The organism is Psychrobacter sp. UBA3483, assembly GCF_002377905.1.
In the GTDB taxonomy this organism is placed as follows: domain Bacteria; phylum Pseudomonadota; class Gammaproteobacteria; order Pseudomonadales; family Moraxellaceae; genus Psychrobacter.
On the sequence record NZ_DFQS01000003.1, the window covers coordinates 72,048 to 91,713 of the forward strand.

Annotated in this window: 19 protein-coding genes; 12 read left to right on the forward strand and 7 right to left on the reverse strand. The window is 42.7% G+C overall.

Features of this window, described 5'->3' with window-relative positions; all coding sequences use genetic code 11:
* The first annotated feature begins 116 nt into the window (after positions 1-116).
* The 7 genes from B2866_RS00410 to pnp all read left to right on the forward strand — a co-directional run bounded on the left by B2866_RS00410 (position 117) and on the right by pnp (position 6,348).
* On the forward strand, positions 117-521 hold the full coding sequence (locus tag B2866_RS00410) for a ribosome-binding factor A (RefSeq protein WP_068407899.1): 405 nt from the start codon (positions 117-119) through the stop codon (positions 519-521).
* Between the two features lie 5 nt (positions 522-526).
* On the forward strand, positions 527-1,618 hold the full coding sequence (gene truB / locus B2866_RS00415; protein ID WP_296189409.1) for a tRNA pseudouridine(55) synthase TruB: 1,092 nt from the start codon (positions 527-529) through the stop codon (positions 1,616-1,618).
* A 347-nt stretch (positions 1,619-1,965) separates the two neighbouring features.
* The gene (locus B2866_RS00420; RefSeq protein ID WP_296189411.1) at positions 1,966-2,490 is read left to right on the forward strand and encodes a type 1 glutamine amidotransferase domain-containing protein; all 525 of its coding nucleotides are present in this window, start codon (positions 1,966-1,968) and stop codon (positions 2,488-2,490) included.
* Positions 2,491-2,597: 107 nt separating this feature from the next.
* Positions 2,598-2,759: a hypothetical protein gene (locus tag B2866_RS00425; RefSeq protein WP_296189415.1), complete on the forward strand. Its 162-nt coding sequence runs from the start codon at positions 2,598-2,600 to the stop codon at positions 2,757-2,759.
* A gap of 77 nt (positions 2,760-2,836) precedes the next feature.
* Positions 2,837-3,010, forward strand: coding sequence for a hypothetical protein (locus tag B2866_RS00430; protein ID WP_296189418.1), 174 nt, complete (start codon positions 2,837-2,839; stop codon positions 3,008-3,010).
* 331 nt (positions 3,011-3,341) lie between these two features.
* Positions 3,342-3,608 carry a 30S ribosomal protein S15 gene (gene rpsO, locus B2866_RS00435; RefSeq protein ID WP_058023603.1) on the forward strand — a complete coding sequence of 89 codons (267 nt, stop codon included), beginning with the start codon at positions 3,342-3,344 and terminating at the stop codon, positions 3,606-3,608.
* A 637-nt stretch (positions 3,609-4,245) separates the two neighbouring features.
* Complete coding sequence (gene pnp / locus B2866_RS00440) at positions 4,246-6,348, forward strand: polyribonucleotide nucleotidyltransferase (RefSeq protein WP_296189423.1); 2,103 nt, start codon at positions 4,246-4,248, stop codon at positions 6,346-6,348.
* A gap of 122 nt (positions 6,349-6,470) precedes the next feature.
* Here pnp and B2866_RS00445 read toward each other — a convergent pair whose 3' ends face one another.
* The 4 genes from B2866_RS00445 to B2866_RS00460 all read right to left on the reverse strand — a co-directional run bounded on the left by B2866_RS00445 (position 6,471) and on the right by B2866_RS00460 (position 10,157).
* Positions 6,471-7,049 carry a hypothetical protein gene (locus B2866_RS00445; protein WP_296189426.1) on the reverse strand — a complete coding sequence of 193 codons (579 nt, stop codon included), beginning with the start codon at positions 7,047-7,049 and terminating at the stop codon, positions 6,471-6,473.
* A gap of 30 nt (positions 7,050-7,079) precedes the next feature.
* On the reverse strand, positions 7,080-7,604 hold the full coding sequence (locus B2866_RS00450) for a hypothetical protein (protein ID WP_296189429.1): 525 nt from the start codon (positions 7,602-7,604) through the stop codon (positions 7,080-7,082).
* A 105-nt stretch (positions 7,605-7,709) separates the two neighbouring features.
* Entirely contained in the window at positions 7,710-7,967 is a 258-nt protein-coding gene (locus B2866_RS00455; RefSeq protein WP_296189432.1) for a YheV family putative metal-binding protein, read from the reverse strand.
* Positions 7,968-10,157 carry a M3 family metallopeptidase gene (locus B2866_RS00460; RefSeq protein WP_296189455.1) on the reverse strand — a complete coding sequence of 730 codons (2,190 nt, stop codon included), beginning with the start codon at positions 10,155-10,157 and terminating at the stop codon, positions 7,968-7,970. It abuts the gene before it with no gap.
* Positions 10,158-10,618: 461 nt separating this feature from the next.
* Between B2866_RS00460 and B2866_RS00465 the strand changes: the two genes are divergently transcribed.
* The 3 genes from B2866_RS00465 (at position 10,619) to B2866_RS00475 (ending at position 13,766) form a co-directional block, all read left to right on the forward strand.
* Positions 10,619-11,731: a hypothetical protein gene (locus B2866_RS00465; RefSeq protein WP_296189433.1), complete on the forward strand. Its 1,113-nt coding sequence runs from the start codon at positions 10,619-10,621 to the stop codon at positions 11,729-11,731.
* 201 nt (positions 11,732-11,932) lie between these two features.
* Entirely contained in the window at positions 11,933-12,691 is a 759-nt protein-coding gene (locus tag B2866_RS00470) for an endonuclease/exonuclease/phosphatase family protein (RefSeq protein ID WP_296189435.1), read from the forward strand.
* A 79-nt stretch (positions 12,692-12,770) separates the two neighbouring features.
* Positions 12,771-13,766, forward strand: a complete 996-nt coding sequence (locus tag B2866_RS00475; protein ID WP_296189438.1) for an NADP-dependent oxidoreductase — start codon at positions 12,771-12,773, stop codon at positions 13,764-13,766.
* A gap of 26 nt (positions 13,767-13,792) precedes the next feature.
* Here B2866_RS00475 and B2866_RS00480 read toward each other — a convergent pair whose 3' ends face one another.
* From B2866_RS00480 to B2866_RS00490, 3 genes are all read right to left on the reverse strand, one after another.
* Positions 13,793-14,410: an alpha-ketoglutarate-dependent dioxygenase AlkB family protein gene (locus B2866_RS00480; RefSeq protein ID WP_296189440.1), complete on the reverse strand. Its 618-nt coding sequence runs from the start codon at positions 14,408-14,410 to the stop codon at positions 13,793-13,795.
* 40 nt (positions 14,411-14,450) lie between these two features.
* Positions 14,451-15,353, reverse strand: coding sequence for an alpha/beta fold hydrolase (locus B2866_RS00485; protein ID WP_296189442.1), 903 nt, complete (start codon positions 15,351-15,353; stop codon positions 14,451-14,453).
* A gap of 63 nt (positions 15,354-15,416) precedes the next feature.
* Entirely contained in the window at positions 15,417-17,354 is a 1,938-nt protein-coding gene (locus B2866_RS00490; protein WP_296189445.1) for an ABC transporter ATP-binding protein, read from the reverse strand.
* 338 nt (positions 17,355-17,692) lie between these two features.
* Here B2866_RS00490 and B2866_RS00495 point away from each other — a divergent pair, with 338 nt between their 5' ends.
* Both B2866_RS00495 and B2866_RS00500 read left to right on the forward strand, forming a co-directional pair.
* Positions 17,693-18,541 carry an EamA/RhaT family transporter gene (locus B2866_RS00495; protein WP_296189448.1) on the forward strand — a complete coding sequence of 283 codons (849 nt, stop codon included), beginning with the start codon at positions 17,693-17,695 and terminating at the stop codon, positions 18,539-18,541.
* 159 nt (positions 18,542-18,700) lie between these two features.
* Positions 18,701-19,591 (forward strand): fructose bisphosphate aldolase, encoded by an 891-nt coding sequence (locus B2866_RS00500; protein ID WP_296189451.1) that lies wholly within the window; start codon positions 18,701-18,703, stop codon positions 19,589-19,591.
* Positions 19,592-19,666: the final 75 nt, after the last annotated feature.

Sequence of the window (19,666 nt, forward strand, 5' to 3'; positions counted from 1 at the left end):
GCCTTTTTTAGCAAAGATATTGTGTTTTATATTTAATGTCATTAGATATAACGCTCATGCGTTTTTAATGAGAGTTTGTTAATAAAAATAAGCTGTATGACCAATAAGGTAATAACATGAATCAACGTTTACAACGCTTGGCTGATCAAATTCAGCGTGAGCTTGCGGTCCTTATCCGTGATGAAGTCAATGACCCGCGCTTGACGGGCTTTGTCACTATTTCTAGTGTCAAAGTCAGCCCAGACTTAGGTTACGCTGATATCTATGTCACCATCATGGAGCCTGAGCTTAATGATGCGATGACCAAATCTAGCCATGAAGACAGCATCAAGGTCCTCAATAAAGCTGCTGGTTTTCTGCGTACCGAGTTAAGCCACAGTCTAAAAACACGTACCACACCGCGTTTGCGTTTTCATTATGATGAAGTGACGGCGCGGGGTAACTATATGATGGATCTTATCAATAAGGCTGTGACCAAAACTGAGCAAAACGAGTCTGATGAGCAAGAAATTAACGAGTAACCGCTATGTCGACAGCCTCTACAAAACCCCTTATGCCAGCTGCTACAAAAACGCATAAAACGCCTGAGAAAATAAAAGTCTCGGGCGTAATATTAGTGGATAAGCCGCAAGGTATGACCTCGCAGCAGGTGGTGTCAAAGGTGAAGTATTTGTTTAAGTCACCCAACCATGACAGCAAAAAGGCCGGTCATACGGGTACCCTCGATCCGATGGCAACGGGCTTATTGCCCATTTGTCTGGGTGAGGCGACTAAGTTTAGTCATTACCAACTCGATGCCGATAAAACCTATCAAGCGACTATTTTACTTGGTAGTCAGACAGATACTGGTGATGCAGATGGTCAAATTATTGCGCAAGCGCCTGTTCCCATGTTTGATGAAACGTTGTTAGAAGACGTTGCTCAGCAGTTTTTAGGTGCTCAGCAACAAATACCTCCTATGTATTCGGCGCTAAAAAAAGATGGCAAAAAATTGTATGAATATGCGCGAGCAGGTATCGAGGTCGATAGGCCCCCAAGAGATATCACAATTAAAGCAATCGAGTTAAAAGCTATCGATAAAGAGCAGATTCAGTTGACAGTGACTTGCTCGAAAGGTACCTATGTACGAGTATTGGCAGAAGATATCGCTAAAACCCTTGGCACGCTAGGGCATCTAACCGCTTTACGGCGTCTACAGGTTGGCAGTTTTAAGATTGATGATGCGATTGGCTTGGCCGATTTAGAGGCATTGTCTTTGGAGCGTCGCTTAACGTATTTATTGCCAGTTGATGCTTGTATTACCCTTGATGCTGAGCTTAGCTTAACGGCCGAGCAGTGTGTCCGTGTATATATGGGACAACGCTTAAATGTCACCGAGCAGCTAACTGACAGTTTACGAAGCTATATTTCCGCTAGCGTCGAGCAACAGCATAGCCATGATGAGAATAGTGTTACTCAAAAAAATGGCGATGATGATAAAGGTGGTGATAGTGAGGCTTTGTTGCCTTATGAAATACCGGTAGATATCCGTCTATTAAATGAGCAAGGGCAGTTTATTGGCCTAGGCGCGGTAAGTTTAAATGGGCGACTACAACCTAAAAAGTTAATTCAATTATGATATATCCTTTCAAAGCAGCTTAACTGAAACTAGGTAAAGCTTACTAAGAGTTTACACTAATCACATATCATCACATTTTATTGCAGGTTTCACCTATAGTGAGACCTGCTTTTTTTGTACCTTAGTTAAGTCAGCTACGGAAAGCAAGACAAAGACATAAAAATAAGAAAAAATTAAAAATACTAAAGATGGAAATTCTTTAATCGTTAAAAAATTATAAAAATAAGCAGTACACATAAAAATAAAAAGACATTAACTAATATAAATAAAATGCTCGACTTTAAAAGCAATAATAAAAGATATTGTGTAAAACTAATAAAATTAATGTACCAAGTATAAGGATTATTATGAAAACCATTGCTTTCTTATTACATAATAACTTCGAACAAGCCGAATATGAAGAAGTTAATAAAAAATTAAAAGATAAGGGTTATAAAACAGTCCTAATTACGACCAATGAAGATAAAGAAGTTCAAGGCATGCAGCAGGACGTTAATAAAGGCGACACCTTTACTGCTGATATATTTGCTAAAGATGCCAAGGTTGCTGCTTATGATGCGTTGGTCTTGCCGGGTGGTACTGTGAACGCTGATACCATACGCGGGAATAAAGAAGCGCATAGCATTATTAATGCTATTAAAGATGCAAACAAACCTTTAGCAGTCATTTGTCATGCGCCTTGGGCATTGATTAATACTGGAATTGCTAAAGGTAAAACCCTAACGGCATACCACTCGTTGCAGACTGATTTAGAAAATGCTGGCGCAAATTTCGTCGATAAAAGTGTACAGGTAGACGGCAATCTAATCACCTCACGTAACCCAGATGACATTAACGATTTCGTAGCCGCTATTGATAAAGCATTATCTTAAAGCAAAAAATAAGTTACATTGTAGAAAACTTAATTCATAAATCGATTCGTTTTTAATATTTATATTGATTTTACGTAAAAACCATAACCATAAAAAAGGAAATTATTATGTCAAACCCTAACCCAAACGATACTAAATTCGAGCAAGAGCGTTCAGAATCAGCAACTGCTGCTTTAAAAGGTCAAACAGAAAATAACCATACGGAAGATACTGAGGCCGCCGCTGACCGTATTGCTGAAAATTTAAAAAATGCTAAAGAAGAAAAATAGTTAATCTTATACCTTATTAAATTTATTAATGATTAACAAATTAATTGGTAGAAAAATAATGATAATTAGGAATATATATGAGTGACTCAAAAGGTAACATGGACGTGCAAGAGAAAAAAATTAAACAACAAGCAGAAGATATCAATCCTAGAGAAGACAATATCCCAGATAGTTTAGCGGAAGCAACGACCGCTCCTCTTGAAGATAATGAGCTTGGCGGTAATGCTACGCAGGATGATGTAGAGAAGTAGTTTATAAAATAATTGTCTGTGAAAAACTATCTTACTTATCGATCTTATCGATTTAGTTTTTACGCTAATTTTTCTCTGTAAAAATTGTAAAACGACTATAAAAAACTGCTGCTAGTTCAGCAGTTTTTTGCTATAATCGCTGTCACGTTTAAATTTCGTTTTATTCTTAACTAAACGTTCTAATTGATAAGTTTGTCGTACACTAGGTCAACTCTAGTAATGCAGGGTTGTCCTGAATGACGATTAAACTATTTTATTTTTTTATTCTATTGTGCTTAGAGACTTAAAATTTAAGTTTATCTTAGTGCATTTAGCATTGCCGGAGAGATTTATGCTAACCAATACTGATCGTGAACAAATCATTGCTCAATACCAACGTGGCGAAAATGATACAGGTTCTCCAGAAGTTCAAGTAGCGCTATTAAGTGCTCGTATTAACGATTTACAAAACCATTTTAAAGAACACAAAGCTGACCATCACAGCCGTCGTGGTCTTATCCGTATGGTTAACACGCGTCGTAAATTACTTGATTACTTAAAAGGTAAAGACCTTGGTCGCTATACCACCCTTATTAGCCAATTAGGTCTACGTCGTTAATTTGGCAATAAGAGTACCAATGGTGGCTAAAAAAGAATATGCCTTAATATGGCAGCATTTTAAAATTTTTGCTCAACCATTTGGCACTTGCTTGCTAAGCTCGATAAAATAGATTTTTTCTAAAGACGGTGTGGAATAGTTTCACGCCGTTTTTTTATGCGTATTTATATGAGTTTGACCGTTAAAATATTGTGCTCTAGTGTCACCTTTAATGCGGCAGTCGCTTATTTTAACCGAATTTTTTATACTGAACGGTTTATAACTGCGATGCGCAAACAGACAGTTTTGCATTTCATTGGTCAATGGCTATAAATCACTGTAAAATAATGCCTTATGAGTTTGAGAGTAGTACTCGCGCTCGATTGAATATTTATATGACTTATCATTACGGGTACTATTGATAAAACAGTGACTAGAAAAACAGATTTTATTAAGTAAGTAACGCTAAGTCGTCTATTTAAATAAATTTATCAAATGAATAGGTAACAACATTTGCGCTAATCGACCCAATTTTTAATTATGTTAACGTCAATTAGTAGCCAATCACGAGTAGCCAGTTACCAAGAATTTTTAATGACAGATATCAGCTTTTTGCGATGCTGATATCCCTTTCGTCAGTCAATATTAGGAAAATTATATGACAATGTTTAATACCATTAAGCGTGAATTTCAGTACGGCGACCAGCAGGTCGTTATCGAAACGGGCCGTATTGCTCGTCAAGCAAACTCTATTTTGGTTCACATGGGCGGTGTGACTGTCCTAGTAGCAGCAGTAGTAAAGTCTGATGCGAAAGAAGGTCAAAACTTCTTTCCATTGACAGTCAACTATCAAGAAAAAATGTATGCAGCCGGTAAAATCCCTGGTGCTTATGGTAAACGTGAAGGCCGTGCCAGCGAAAATGAAACCTTAACGTCGCGCCTGATTGACCGTCCGATTCGTCCACTATTCCCTGAAGGCTATGTGAACGAAATTCAAATTACGGCAACGGTTGTCTCGTCTGATAAAACTCAGTCGGCAGATATCGCTGCGCTCATCGGTGCTTCAGCAGCGCTGGCTATTTCTGATGCGCCATTTAATGGCCCGGTAGCAGCAGCGCGTGTTGGTTTTATCAATGGTGAATACGTCCTTAACCCAACGCTTGAGCAGCTCAAAGACAGCGACCTTGACTTGGTGGTTGCGGGTACCAAATCTGCAGTATTGATGGTTGAATCAGAAGCGAAAGAATTGTCTGAAGACCAAATGTTAGGTGCGGTTTTATACGGTCATGAGCAGCAGCAAATCGTTATCGAAAATATCGTGTCACTAGCAGAAGAAGTTGGTACCGCTAAGCAGCAATACACCGCGCCTGTTCGCGATCAAGCGTTAGAAACCAGCATGAAAGCGCAGTTTGGCGAGCAAGTTGCTGATGCTTATACCATTACCAATAAGCAAGAGCGCTACACCAAACTTGACGAAATCAAACAAGCGATTATCGAGGCATTGGCAGGTGACGCAGAAGCAGAAACGTATAATGTTACGGTAACTGAATTAAAAGAGATTTATGAAGAGTTAAAATACCGCACCGTTCGTGACAATATCTTGTCAGGTAAACCGCGTATTGATGGCCGTGATCTTGAAACTGTTCGTGCACTAGATGTACAAGTAGGCGTATTACCATACACCCATGGTTCAGCACTATTTACCCGCGGTGAAACACAAGCATTAGTAACCACCACGCTTGGTAACACCCGTGATGTAAACATGATTGATTCATTGGCTGGTACGATTCGTGACCATTTCATGTTGCATTACAACTTCCCACATTTCTCAGTTGGTGAAACCGGCCGTGAAGGTGTGCCAAAACGCCGTGAAATCGGTCATGGTCGCCTAGCGCGCCGCGGTGTTGAAGCAATGCTCCCAGATAGCGAACGCTTCCCCTATGTGATTCGTGTGGTATCTGAAATCACAGAATCAAATGGTTCCTCTTCAATGGCTTCAGTTTGCGGCGCAAGCTTGGCATTGATGGATGCTGGCGTACCGCTAAAAGCACCAGTTGCCGGTATCGCAATGGGTCTGGTTAAAGAAGGCGAGCGCTTTGCGGTATTGTCTGACATCTTAGGTGATGAAGATCATCTTGGTGATATGGACTTTAAAGTAGCAGGCTCAAAAGACGGTATCACCGCGTTACAGATGGATATCAAAATCGAAGGTATTACCCCAGACATTATGGAGCAAGCCCTTAAGCAAGCCCATGCTGGCCGTATCCATATCCTAGAAGCGATGAACAAAGTACTGCCTGCAAGCCGTACGGAAATCAACGCTCATGCACCTAACTATGCCGTCATCGAAATCAACCCAGAAAAAATCCGCGATGTGATTGGTAAAGGTGGCGCAACGATTCGTCAGCTAACCGAAGAAACTGGCGCGGTTATCGATATCGATGATGCTGGTACAATTCGTATTTTCGGTGAAAACAAAGCAGCAACTAAAGCGGCTATTGGCAAAATTGAAGCCATTACCGCAGAGGTAGAAGTCGGTAAAACTTATCAAGGTACGGTTGCTCGTATTGTTGACTTCGGTGCTTTCGTTAACGTCTTGCCAAACACCGATGGTCTCGTCCATATCTCGCAAATTGCAGATGAGCGCGTAGAAAACGTGTCTGATTATCTAAAAGAAGGTCAAACCGTCAGCGTATTGGTACAAGACGTCGATAATCGTGGTCGTATTAAGCTGACCATGAAAGGTATCGAGCAAAACTAAGCAGCGATATGTGACGCAACTTGAACTAGTCAAGATATGAAAAACCGCTTTGGTCGCTGTTAATAAGCAATCAAGGCGGTTTTTTTATGTCTTCAAAAAGGTGATGATAGGGAGAAATTGATTTATATGCCGATGTTTTTAGGAAGGTGGATATCGATACGCAGCTTTGGTAAATCTTGCAAATGCTGGTTGATAAGCGGCAAGAGATTGCTATGCCACTCTAAAGCAATTAATTTTTCTACTTCGGCGTTGTTACTAGCATCATTTTGAGTAGGATTGTGTTGTAGATGATGAGCAATAAGCGGGCGCGCTAATAAGGCAACCCTGCGTATACCTTGATAACGTATTAAAGGTATCAGCTGCTGTTGTAAATCAACCAACGCTGAAATTAACCAGCTTGCTCTTGATGGATGGTAGGGATGATCCGATACCACAAGGTTAGCAATATAACTCGGTTGGCTACCGTTGCTACTGACGCCAAGTCCAGCTTGCTCACGTGCGCGCTTATGCATTAAACAGCTACCAAGCATTAAGCTACCCTCGCGGCAGGCACGAAAGTAGCGTTGGTAATTGTCCGGGTACAGGTTTTTGCTGCGCGCAAGAATAGGGTCTAACAGAATACCGGCGTTATTCACCGGCAATACTAGCAATTGGGCGCTGCTATTTAAAATAGGGGCGTGGGTAAGTTGTAGACTTGCCATCTATCTATCCGCCCCTTTGTGAAATGAATATTATTTTACACTATTTTTCGCGCTTTCAGCGGCTTCTAGCTGAGCAATTTGCTCCTCAAGCAAGGCGATTTGCTCTTCTTTCATCTCTGTCAGCTGTTTATTCATTGCCAACTGCTCCGCTGCCAGCTTCTCTTGTTCTGCTAAGCGCTGACGCTCATCTTCTAAGCGATCGATTTCTTCTTTTGCTAAACTGTCATTTTCCGGCAAAGGCGCATTTAAAATAGCGTCGGGATCAGGTATTTGAACATCTGTACTTGCCGAGCTATCGTTATCTAAAGCTAGCTCGTCATTATTATCTAACGATGCGGTATCTGATTGCACAGCGTTATCTTGCGCAATAGACTCGGCAGCAGGTGTTGTGCTTTCAATCGGCGACTTTTCAGCGTTTGGCGAGTTACCTTTCCAAACCAAATAGCCAATTAGTAAAACAACCAATATAAGAATTGGCCACCATTTATTGCGTCGTTTTACTGGTTGTTTTTTTAATGGTTTAACGGATAAAGGCGGTGTCTGTTTTTTATTCATACAATGGTCGATTTATGTCAAAAATATAAGTAGGCATACTATAACAAACTCAAAATAAAAAGCCCATCTATTGCTAGATAGGCTAGGTTTTATTAAGACTTATAATTAGGGTTTAAACTTCACCGTCCCGCTGGTGCCAGTCGACATGGCATCACGAGCAATCTGATCCTCTAAATGATTTTTAGCACTGATAGTATCAGGATCGGGGCGACGCTCTGTATGTCCGCACTGCGTGCATCCGATGTATTCATCAGGTTCAGGTATAACGATGTTAACTTGCATCACAGCATCCATCGCCTGACATTTAGGACAGCGAACGCCCGCTAAAAACCGGCGTTTTGGCGTTGATGATTGATAGCGCATTTAGATGACCTCGCGCGTCGTTTGAACATTGCTTTTAGCAGGGGCGGCAGCGTCATTTTTAGCCATGTCATTTTTGACATTGTCAAAACCGCTATGACGTAATAACGCATCGATACTGGCGCTGCGACCGCGGAAGTTCTCAAAGTTGGTCTTGGCAGGGAAACTACCACCGACTGATAAAATAGTCTCGCGGAAGGCTTTTCCCGTAGCTGGGTTAAAAACACCTTCTTCTTCAAACTTACTAAACGCATCGGCAGACAACAGCTCCGCCCATTTATACGAGTAATAACCGGCGGCATAACCACCAGCAAAGATATGACTAAAGCCATTGGCAAAACGATTATAATCTGGCGTCTGCATAATGGCAATATCATCGCGCACGGCGTTTAGCGTTGCCAAAATTCCTTCATAATCAAGCGCTGGCATGTGCGCATGAATCAACAAATCAAAAAGTGCGAACTCTATTTGGCGTAAGGTTTGCATGCCACTTTGGAAGTTTTTGACCGCTAATAGGGCGGCAAGTTTGTCTTTTGGTAATGGCTCAGCAGTTTCGACATGGCTACTAATCAGTGCGATACCTTCAGCATCCCACGCCCAGTTTTCCATAAACTGACTGGGCAACTCGACCGCGTCCCACTCAACGCCATTGACCCCAGCGACATCGCTAACGCTTACTTGGGTGAGTAAATGGTGCAAACCGTGACCGAATTCGTGGAACAAGGTGAGTACTTCATCGTGGGTCAATAAGCTTGGTTTGCCATCAAGGGCAGGGGTGAAGTTGCCGACCATAAAGCAGACCGGTAGCTGCTGATGGTCTTGCTCCGTATAGATATAACGTGATTGAAAACCGCTCATCCAGGCGCCGCCACGTTTACCGCTACGGGCAAATAAATCAAAGTAAAAGCCACCAAGCAAGTGATCATCGGCGTCAAATAATTGATAAAAACGTACGTCATCGTGCCAGCGTGATACCGACTCACTGTGCTCTTGTACCTTGATACCGTATAGGCGCTCAACGATTGTAAATAATCCGCTAGTCACTTTCGGTAGTGGGAAATAAGGACGTATCTCCTCTTGCGATAAGCTAAATTCGCTCTGTTTTACTTTTTCGGCGATATAAGCGCTGTCCCACGGCTGCAAATCCTCAATAGCATAATCCGGCGCATACTTTTGCAGCTGAGCTAAGTCTTGCTTAGCGGCTGGGGTTGCTTGCGCAGCCAAATCGCGTAAAAAGGTTTCAACTTCTACAACGCTATCTGCCATTTTAGTCGACAGTGATACTTCTGCATAGTTATTAAAACCTAATAGCTTGGCTTTTTGCGCGCGTAATTGCAGGATTTGACCCATGATATCGGCATTATTGAGCGACTCACCTTTGGCATTGGTATGCTCATCAAACTCAGAAGCACGGGTGACATAAGCGCGGTAAAGCGTTTCGCGCAGATTGCGATCATCGGCATGGGTCATAACAGCAAGATAAACAGGAATATTTAAGCTTGCCACATAATAAGGCGTCGGCAACGCATCAATTTGTGCTTGGGTGAGCGTACCGCTGGCAAGCTCACGCGCTTTATACTGTTCACCTGCGTCCGCTAATAGCGCCAAACCACTTTCGGTTAACCCTGCTAATTGGTCTTGCTCAAGTGGTAAGGCATAAGCCTGGGTGGCATCTAATATATGGTCTGAGAACGTCGCTGATAAAGTCGATAACTCACTTTGAATAGCGGCGAATTCTTCTTGTTCCGCTTTTGGTAATGCCACACCTGAGAGCTCAAAGCTACGTAGCGCAAGCTCAATCGCTCGCGCCCGCGCAGGTTCTAGAGCAGCAAAGAAAGCCTGATCATTGACGATCGTCTGATAGCGACTAAATAACGGCTGATGCTGACCAACACGTGTGCCATAAGCGGAAAGTCTCGGCAACAATTCATGATGCACATGACGAATATCATCGCCGCTCATAACGCTATTAAGATGCGACAAAATCCCCCAACTACGATCTAAAGCAAGATTTATATGGTCAAACCTCATCACCTCTGCCAAAGCCTGCTCAGCGCTAAGGTTGCTATCTTCCGACATATTATCTAAAAAACGGTTGGCAGCATCGATAGCCACAATGACCTGGCTTTGTAAGGCGTTAGGTGTGGTAATGGAAAAATCAACAAGGTGTAGATCTGGAGCGATAGAGTTCATAGAAGTCATAAAGAAAGGTATCCAATGTCTGTTAATCAAGGTCTGCTAGTGATGAATAAATGATTATGGGTTAGATAAAGGGTTATAAATGTTATCTAAAAAGCTATTTAGGAAGATGGTTATCTAAAAGATGGGTATGACAGGGTTGAAATACAAGCCAGCGCTTATAGGTGATGTTACCCTTATTTATTTTACAAATGGCTTTTTAGGAGTGTGTCGTTGGAAAATAAATCAACGTCAACTTTCGATATTTCTTAAAGTTAGCTAAGCTTCACTTACAAAGCATCATCATTTACTTGCAAATTAACCCTACAGGGAGTGAGGGTAAGTTGTTAGCATCTTAGGTATACAAGGACTTGATATAATAAATTAGACACAAGGCAATGATTAAAAATAATTTTTAAATTCTATGACAAGCTTTGCGATACAAACCAATGATAATAAAATAAGGAGCAGTATTTATGAAAGCAACTCTTAAAAGTCTACGTGAGACCAAAGCCAATCCAGCGGTCAGCATTTTTGTCAAAACGCACCGTGAGCATCCTGATAATCAAAAAGATCCTATTGCCCTAAAAAACCAACTAAAAGTCGTCGAAGAACGTCTAAATAATGAGTACGACAAAAGTACCGCTACCACTATTTTAGAAAACATACAAAATAAAACTGCTGACCTTAATCACAACTATAACCTAGATACCTTGGCCATATTTGCCAGTACTGATGATGCTCAAATCGTTCGTATGCCTATTGATACCAAAGAGCGCGTGATTATCTCTGATAGATTTGCAACACGTGATTTGGTACGTGATATGGCCAGTGCTGTGCATTATTACACGGTGGTATTGACCCGTGATAAGGCGCGCTTGATTGAAGCCTCCAATGACCGTGTGGTAAAAGAGTTTGATCAAGAGACCGACGCACAAAACAATATGGAAAATATTCCTTTTCCTGTGGAAAATAATGGTTTATACACAACGGGTGATGCAGGCTCTGATCGCTCAGCAAATAACGAGAGTAGCTATCTAAAAGAGTTCTTTAACCAAGTAGATAAGAGCGTCCAAGAGCTATGGGGCGAGCATAAAATGCCTCTAGTCATTGTTGGTGATGCAAAAAATATCGGTTACTACAAAGATGTTTGTGACCGTCCAGAAAACATTATTGCCACCGTTTCAAACGCCACCAATTTAGAAGAAGGTAGCGCCCAGCATATCGTTGATAGCGTGCAAGAGGCAGTCGAAGGCTATCGCTCGTCATTACATCAAGCCGCTATGGGTGAGATTGATAAAGCGCGCGGTGCCAATATGCTCCAAACAGACCTGCAAGAAGTTTACCGCAGTGCTTTCCAAGGTGTCGGCGAAACCCTATATGTTCGCCGCGGTTATATGCAACCTGCCACGATCGATGAGCAGGCGCAGACTTTAAGTATGGCTGATGATGCGACCGCCAAAGGCGTGACTGATGATGCGGTTGGCGAAATCATCGAACATGTCATTCATAATGGCGGCAAAGTTGTATTTATGCCGCTGGAGCTGATGGGTGAAGACCAACCAATTGCTCTGGTAACGCGCTACTAAGCGATTGCTGCTATTCGTTAATGAATTAGCCATCGTTACGACATAGGTATAATATAAGAGCATTGGTTCCATATGAATCAATGCTCTTTTTTATAATAATGCAGGCTGATGCTTGTCTTATGACTTGTGTCATGTGATAAGTTTTCATAAAGCGCCATTTACCCTCACTCTATCCATACTGAGTTTATGACTGATAAATTTATGACTAATACCACCTCTTTTGTTTTAACCAGCTACAATATTCATAAAGGCATGTCGCCGATGAATCGCCAAGTCAAGATACAGGGTATCGCCAAAGCGCTTGATATCATTGGCTCAGACATTCTTTGCCTGCAAGAAGTGCAGGGTCAAAACCTCAAGCGTAACATGCAATATAACGAATACCCCGACCAATCACAGCACGAATGGTTTGGTGAATATCTGCAACTGCAAAACAGCTATGGCAAAAACTCAGAGTATGAAAACGGTCATCATGGTAATGCGGTGTTGAGTCGTTTTCCGCTAGATCCAAAGCATAACGTCAATATTACTGTCAATAAACTTGAGCAGCGCGGTGTCCTGCATTGTGAAGTGCAGCCTTTAGGGTGGGATATGCCGGTGGTGGTATTATGCGCCCATTTAAACCTCTTTGAGCGTGACCGTATCAAGCAGTATGAAGCCATCTCTAACTATGTGCGTAATGAGATTGCGCCCGACCAGCCGCTGATTTTGGCGGGCGATTTTAATGACTGGAAAAAAATGTCTTGTGACAGGCTCGCTTCAAGCTTGGGTATGACCGAAGCTTTTAAGCATTGTCATGGTAAGTTGTTGCCAACCTTTCCAGCAAAACTGCCTGTGCTCAGTCTAGACCGAATCTATGTGCGCAATCTAAGGGTGAAAGATGCTTGGGTACATACCGGTAAGCCTTGGTCAACGCTATCGGACCATCTACCGTTAAGTGCAGAGCTGGCGTTGCTATAAATTGCTGTTATAAATGAATCCATAACACATAAGAAATTAAGCAAAAAGAGAAATTAGAATAATACAAGGATGAAAAATCATGTCTGATAAACACCTACCAACGGCGCAGCACGCCGTACTGATACGCGAGTTTGGCGAGCCTGAGGTCATGACATATCAAGACGGCGTGGCTATTTCTGAATTAAAGGACAACCAAGTATTAATTAAAGTTGCTTATGCTGGTATCAATCCCGTCGATTATAAAACCCGTCAAGGTAAAGGCTGGGGCGCTGAGGCCATTCAAAAAGATAAATTTGATAAAGATGAGCCCGCTATTTTAGGCTTTGATGTTGCAGGGACGGTGGTCAAAAGCAATAGCGATAAATTTATGATTGGAGATGACGTCGCGGCTCTTAGTTTTGATGGCAACTGCTACGCTGAATACGTCGCTGTTGACGTAGATTTACTGGCAAAAGTACCACAGGCGGTGACATTAGAGCAAGCAGGAGCATTGCCTTGTATCGGGCAAACGGCGCTACAATTCGTCGAGTTTGCCGACATAAAAAACGCTGAGCATGTGGTGATAAACGCGCCAGCGGGCGGCGTTGGTCATTTAGCGATTCAGTTTTTGCTACAAAAAGTGGCTTCGGATACTATCAAAGTCACGGTTATTTGTTCGCCAGAAAAATACGCCAAACTTGATGATTTGATAGATAAAAGTAAGCTGGCAGGTTGGATTGATTATACTAAAGACCAAGATTTTCCGGATTTACAAGCCGATGTACTGATGGACTTGGTCGGTGACGATGCCGGCGTGCGCGCCTTAAGTGTACTCAAGTCAGGGGCTCGCGTTAAAGTGCTACCGACCATTTGGGTTGATAAACTAAAAGCTGCGGGTGATGATAAAAATCTAAGCGTTGATGGTTATGCGGTAAAGCCAAATGGCGAAGACATGGCAAAGGTTTTACAAGATATCGCTGATGGCAAGCTGACCTTGCAGATTCAGCAAACCTATCCCTTATCTGAAGTGGTCGCCGCGCACCATCAGCTAGAAAAAGGCGATACCTTTGGCAAGATTGTGCTTAAAGCAAGCTAAGCTTTTTTAAATTAAGCCAGATCCACTTAACTTAATACCATTTGCCGGAAGGTTAAGCTAATACGTCCCTCTGAAACTGTTTTTGTCTTAGTGACAGTATGCTTCCAATATTTTTGCGTATCACCATGCATGACGATAAGCTGACCGGACTCAAGATAAAGCTCGACTTTATCTTGAGTTTTTTTATGTTTTAAAACAAACTTGCGCGTAGCACCGAGTGACAAAGAAGCTATAACTGGCTGCTCGCCAAGCTCGTTCTCATCGTCGGCATGATAACCCATACCTTCATCGCCGGATGGATAATAATTCAGCAAGCAAGAATTAAAATCGACGTCGATACCGACTTTCAATAACTGTTGTTCAACGTGACGTTTCACATGAAACACTGAGTCTGTCCATGCAATGGCTTGCCGCGTGTGCCCAGAGTATTGATAACTAGCAGCACTGTCGCCCATCCATACTATTTGCCGAGTGGTGACATGCGTCTTACCAAATAGCGTTACGACATCAGATTGCCAAGGTAGCGTCGTCAATAAGGCATAATATAAGGCACTTGGGTAATCGATCACGTTACCTAAATCATTAACCTTGCCATCATAAGGCAATAAATTATCAGTCGGCGCAGAGCCAAAAAGGTTGCTCATTGCTCATATCCCATATATCCCACATTTCACAAGGCTTGGCTTATTTACTGTTTTCATAATGTTCATTAATAATTTGCGCACACAATTTCGGTGCTTCCATCGGTAATAGATGACCGTAGTCTGGCAAAGAGATAATACTGCCATCAGGAACAAACTCTTGCCATTGTTTACGTACTTTATCATTGATAAATAGAGTCGGTTTGCCCGTGATTAAGGTATAAGAACAGCCGAGTTTTTTTAATGCTGCATCGATATGAGGCGCACCAAAATAGTTGGCCAGCTCTTGCTCGGGGGCAAACATCAAGCTATAGCTGCCATCATCGTTAGCAGACAAGCTTTGCTCAGCAAATACTTTTAAGTGCTCATCACTGATACGTTTATAAGCCCGTTGTGCGCGCAGATGCTCATAATAATCCTCAATACTTGACCATGTAACTTGCTTGGTTAGGGTGCTTTTAAAGGGTTCTCGGCTTAGCAGTATTTTACGTGGTAGTAAGTTATAAAGTGTCGCTTGTTTTTTAGTAAAGGTGACGGGCTCGATAAGATATAACTGCGAGAATAAATCGGGACGTTTCGCTGCTGCCATAGCGGTAGCTGTTGCGCCTTGCGAATGCCCGATACCCACGATAGGGGCGTCTTGGGTTTTTTCCAAAAACTCAATCAATAAATCGGCATCTTGCTCGCGGGTCAGACGCGGCGCTTGCGGTTTATCATACCAATAGCCACGTAGCGCTAATGCCGATAAATCAAACTCTGTTGCGAGCTCATTTAACAACGGTGCGTAAGTACCAACGGTAAAGCTATTGCCACCATAAAAATGGGCAGGCGGGCGTTTATGGTGGTTTGGTTTGTCTGCATGAGTTGCTATGTGATTTAACGTTTGCAAATCATAATAGCGCGCTTGCTTGCCATTGATATCAATACGCTTAGTAAATGCTTCCATAAAAATTTCACTTCCTTGTGGCTATTTTTAACCGTCATCTTACATTTTATTGTTAACTTTCAATTAGCTGTCTTCGCCTAAGAAGCCGCCACTTTGACGCTGCCATAAGCGCGCATAAACGCCATTTAATGCCAAGAGCTCATCATGACTGCCTTGCTCGATGATACGGCCTTTATCCATAACCACCAATCTATCCAGCGCGGCAATGGTCGATAATCGATGCGCAATCGCAATCACGGTTTTGCCCGTCATGATGTCGTTCAGGCTTTCGGTAATGGCAAATTCAATCTCAGAGTCAAGCGCACTGGTTGCTTCATCCAGTAACAAAATTGGCGCGTTTTTTAGCATCACGCGTGAGATAGCGATGCGCTGACGTTGACCGCCAGATAGTTTAACGCCACGCTCGCCGACTTGGGTATCAAGACCGGTATTGCCTTTATCATCATATAAATCTTTGATAAAGTCCCACGCTTGTGCTTGCTTAGCAGCTGTAATGATTTCCTCATCGGTTGCATCAGGACGACCGTAAGCGATGTTTTCACGGACAGTACGATGCAATAACGAGGTATCTTGCGTGACCATACCGATTTGCTGACGCAGCGACTCTTGGGTAACTTCATCAATCGCTTGCCCATCGATGTAAATTTTACCTTTATCGACATCAAAAAAGCGCAATAGCAAATTAACCAAGGTTGATTTACCAGCGCCCGAACGCCCAACTAGACCGATTTTCTCACCGGGTTTGATATCTAAGTAAAAATTATCTAATAGTTTGGCGTACGAAGTTCCCGCCATAGAATCCATGCCATTTTCATTTATGCTATCTAGAGGCTGGCCTGATTTATGCTTGTTTAAACCTGTGTCATTGTCTTCGCCTTCATAACTAAAATCAACGTGGTCGAAAACGATACGACCATCGCTAACTTTAAGGATAGAAGCATTTGGCTTATCGACGATGGTTTGCGGCGCAGATAACGTGCGCATACCGTCTTGTACCGTGCCGATACTCTCGAACAGGCTAGCAGTTTGCCACATAATCCAGCGCGTCAGGCCATTTAATCGCAGCGCCATCGCCGTTGCGGCGGCAATTGCCCCAACACCAACAGCGCTTTGCTGCCATAAATAAATTCCGATACCGGCCGTACTACTGACCAAAATCACACTGATTAAATGGGTTGATACCTCAAGGTAGCTGACCCAGCGCATTTGCGCATGGACCGTACCCAAAAACTGTCCCATGGCGTTTTTGGCATAACCAAGCTCACGGCGCGAATGGCTAAACAGCTTAACCGTCATAATATTGGCATACGCATCAGTGATGCGCCCCGTCATTAACGCGCGGGCATCGGCCTGTACAATCGCCGTTTGTTTAAGTTTGGGAATAAAATACCACATTGCCAGCCACACTAAGACAAACCAAACGATAAATGGAATCAATAACAAGCTGTCTAAATTAAATAAAATAATGCCAGAAGTAATAAAGTAAACGGCAACGTACATAAACATGTCGGTGACTGTCATGACAGTATCGCGCACCGCCAACGCCGTTTGCATCACTTTAGCAGAGACGCGACCTGAGAATTCGTCTTGATAAAACTGCATCGATTGCCCAAGCATACGCTGATGAAAACGCCAGCGCATCTGCATCGGGAAGACGCCTTGCAAGGTTTGAAAATGGATAAATGACGATAGGGCAATCCAGAGCGGACTTAAAATCATCACGGCCAGTATCAAAAGCAGCATATCGCCCTTTTCTGCCCACAGATTTTGCGGGGTATAAACGCCAAGCCAATCGACGATATTGCCAATCCACGCAAATAGCATGGCCTCGTAGATACCGATACCAGCGGACAAAATCATAAATAGCAACAACCAACCGCGTAGCCCTTTGGTACACGCCCACATAAATTTGAGCATACCATCGCGCGGTGAGGGCAGCGGCATAGGCGTCTCAGGAAAGGCAGGCAGACGAGTTTCAAAAAAGCGAAATAAAGCGTTCATAGGCAGTCAAAGAGCATTCATAGCAGTACGCCAAGATAAACGCCGTCAAGCGCTATCGTGAATCGTTACTTTTGTTATTAGGATTGCTGGTTATTTTAACAAAATTCGTCCTCATGCCTGCATGCTAATTGTAAGCTGAACAATCAAGTACACAATAATTAGATTGCTGTAGATGAAATATTTTGTTACATTCCATTATTTCCTTTGGTTTATTGCTTTCTTCTATCTATCCCATTTTAATAATGGAAAAATCAGCTAATGGATGAGTACTTGTTTACTCATACAAATAATAAACGCTTATAAACACGCAGAATTGTGGCCAAACAAGGATAAAGTTGATGATGTATCTCATAATAGCGGTGCTCTGTAGCGTCGCTGTTTCCGTACTTTTAAAAATACTACGCCAAAAAAATATCGATATTCGCCAAACCATCGTGGCGGGATATCCCGTGGCATTTTTATTAACTTGGGTGTTATTAAAACCAGATGTCAGTAGCATCGGCGCACTTGGTAATGCATGGGGCATCATTATTGCCCTTGGGGTGTTATTGCCGGCGGTATTTATCATCCTTGGGCGCGCGATTGAATCGGTCGGTATGGTCGCAACCGATGCCGCTCAGCGTTTATCGCTTATTATTCCTATTGTTGCCGCTTTTTTATTATTTGGCGAAGTACTGACAGGTACGCGAGTCCTTGGGCTAGCGTTAGGGTTTTTGGCGCTTGCTGCTTTGGTCTATCGCCCGCAGCATGGGCTTATAAATACCCAAGCAAAGCAGACACCGCTGTGGCTGTTTGGCGTTTGGTTAGGTTATGGCGTTATTGATATCTTATTTAAGCAAGTTGCCAAGCAAGGGGCGGCTTTTCCTTTAACCTTGTTTGTGACCTTTGGGTTGGCAGGTTTGCTGCTACTCGTTTACCTGCTTAGCACGCGCGTACGCTGGCAGGGTAATGCTCTTAGCGCAGGATTATTACTTGGGGCGCTAAATATGGGTAATATTTATGCTTATGTGCGTGCCCATCAAGTATTGTCTGAGTCGCCAAGCATCGTCTTTACAAGTATGAACGTGGGTGTGATTGCGGTGGCAACGTTGATAGGCGTCGGCATATTTAAAGAGCAGCTTAATCGTATCAATATCGTCGGTTTATTATTGGCAGTTTGCTGTGTGGCGGTATTGTTTTTGGCTTAACTTCGAGCGTTTAAATGAGCAAAATTTTAACTTATCAACGATAGGCACGCGCCATGTCCTATGATAAGGTAACTGACAGTCAGGCTCACACGGTTGAGGGCTGATTGACTTATTATAATAACGTTTTACCCTTATAAATTAGGATAGGATACCCATTCAATGGAATACGAAAAACAACTACAGCGTATAAAAAATGGTTCAGGTTTTATCGCCGCCCTTGATCAAAGCGGGGGCAGTACGCCAAAAGCGCTAGAAAATTACGGCGTTAGCGGCGATGCTTATGACAACGATGAAGCCATGTTTGACTTGGTACATGAGATGCGCGCTCGTATCATGACTTGTGATGCTTTTGATAATGAGCGTGTCCTTGGCGCGATTTTATTTGAAGATACCATGGAGCGCGAGGTTAATGGCAAGCCGACCGCCAATTATCTATGGGAAGATAAAAATATCGTACCGTTTTTAAAGGTAGATAAGGGTTTGGCTGAGCACATGGATGGCGTGCAAGTGATGCGTCCGATACCTAATCTAGATGCTTTATTGGACAAAGCTAAAAACTATCCGGTATTTGGCACCAAGATGCGTTCAGTTATTTATGAGCCAAGTGTCGACGGTATTGAACTAGTCGTGCAGCAGCAGTTTGATGTGGCAAAGCAGATTATCTCCAAAGGTTTGATGCCTATTGTTGAGCCTGAAGTAGATATCAACAGTAGCAAAAAACATGATTGCGAAATCATCCTTAAAACCAGTATTTTGCATAATCTTGAGCGCTTAAACGACGGTCATCAAGTGATGCTAAAACTGACCTTGCCAGAAGAAGAGGGCTTTTATCAAGAGCTGATTGACCATCCAAAAGTACTAAAAGTGGTGGCATTGTCTGGTGGTTATAGTCGTTATGATGCCTGCGAAAAGCTCAAGCAAAACCCCGGTATGATTGCGAGCTTCTCGCGTGCCTTTACCGAAGGTTTAAGCAAGCAACAAAGTGACGAAGAGTTTGCTAATACTATTAACGCTTCTATTGAAGAGATTTACGAGGCGTCAAAGATTTAGCTTAATCTTCTACAAGACAGGGTATGTTTAAAATAAAAAAGCGCTACCAATGTGAACTGACCCCCTAAACTTGGA

Excerpts from the sequence above, each read along its gene's own strand:
- B2866_RS00410 (WP_068407899.1), top strand. The coding sequence starts at position 117 with ATGAATCAACGTTTACAACGCTTGGCTGATCAAATTCAGCGTGAGCTT.
- truB (WP_296189409.1), top strand. The coding sequence starts at position 527 with ATGTCGACAGCCTCTACAAAACCCCTTATGCCAGCTGCTACAAAAACG.
- B2866_RS00420 (WP_296189411.1), top strand. The coding sequence starts at position 1,966 with ATGAAAACCATTGCTTTCTTATTACATAATAACTTCGAACAAGCCGAA.
- B2866_RS00425 (WP_296189415.1), top strand. The coding sequence starts at position 2,598 with ATGTCAAACCCTAACCCAAACGATACTAAATTCGAGCAAGAGCGTTCA.
- B2866_RS00430 (WP_296189418.1), top strand. The coding sequence starts at position 2,837 with ATGAGTGACTCAAAAGGTAACATGGACGTGCAAGAGAAAAAAATTAAA.
- rpsO (WP_058023603.1), top strand. The coding sequence starts at position 3,342 with ATGCTAACCAATACTGATCGTGAACAAATCATTGCTCAATACCAACGT.
- pnp (WP_296189423.1), top strand. The coding sequence starts at position 4,246 with ATGACAATGTTTAATACCATTAAGCGTGAATTTCAGTACGGCGACCAG.
- B2866_RS00445 (WP_296189426.1), bottom strand. The coding sequence starts at position 7,049 with ATGGCAAGTCTACAACTTACCCACGCCCCTATTTTAAATAGCAGCGCC.
- B2866_RS00450 (WP_296189429.1), bottom strand. The coding sequence starts at position 7,604 with ATGAATAAAAAACAGACACCGCCTTTATCCGTTAAACCATTAAAAAAA.
- B2866_RS00455 (WP_296189432.1), bottom strand. The coding sequence starts at position 7,967 with ATGCGCTATCAATCATCAACGCCAAAACGCCGGTTTTTAGCGGGCGTT.
- B2866_RS00460 (WP_296189455.1), bottom strand. The coding sequence starts at position 10,157 with ATGAACTCTATCGCTCCAGATCTACACCTTGTTGATTTTTCCATTACC.
- B2866_RS00465 (WP_296189433.1), top strand. The coding sequence starts at position 10,619 with ATGAAAGCAACTCTTAAAAGTCTACGTGAGACCAAAGCCAATCCAGCG.
- B2866_RS00470 (WP_296189435.1), top strand. The coding sequence starts at position 11,933 with ATGACTAATACCACCTCTTTTGTTTTAACCAGCTACAATATTCATAAA.
- B2866_RS00475 (WP_296189438.1), top strand. The coding sequence starts at position 12,771 with ATGTCTGATAAACACCTACCAACGGCGCAGCACGCCGTACTGATACGC.
- B2866_RS00480 (WP_296189440.1), bottom strand. The coding sequence starts at position 14,410 with ATGAGCAACCTTTTTGGCTCTGCGCCGACTGATAATTTATTGCCTTAT.
- B2866_RS00485 (WP_296189442.1), bottom strand. The coding sequence starts at position 15,353 with ATGGAAGCATTTACTAAGCGTATTGATATCAATGGCAAGCAAGCGCGC.
- B2866_RS00490 (WP_296189445.1), bottom strand. The coding sequence starts at position 17,354 with ATGAACGCTTTATTTCGCTTTTTTGAAACTCGTCTGCCTGCCTTTCCT.
- B2866_RS00495 (WP_296189448.1), top strand. The coding sequence starts at position 17,693 with ATGATGTATCTCATAATAGCGGTGCTCTGTAGCGTCGCTGTTTCCGTA.
- B2866_RS00500 (WP_296189451.1), top strand. The coding sequence starts at position 18,701 with ATGGAATACGAAAAACAACTACAGCGTATAAAAAATGGTTCAGGTTTT.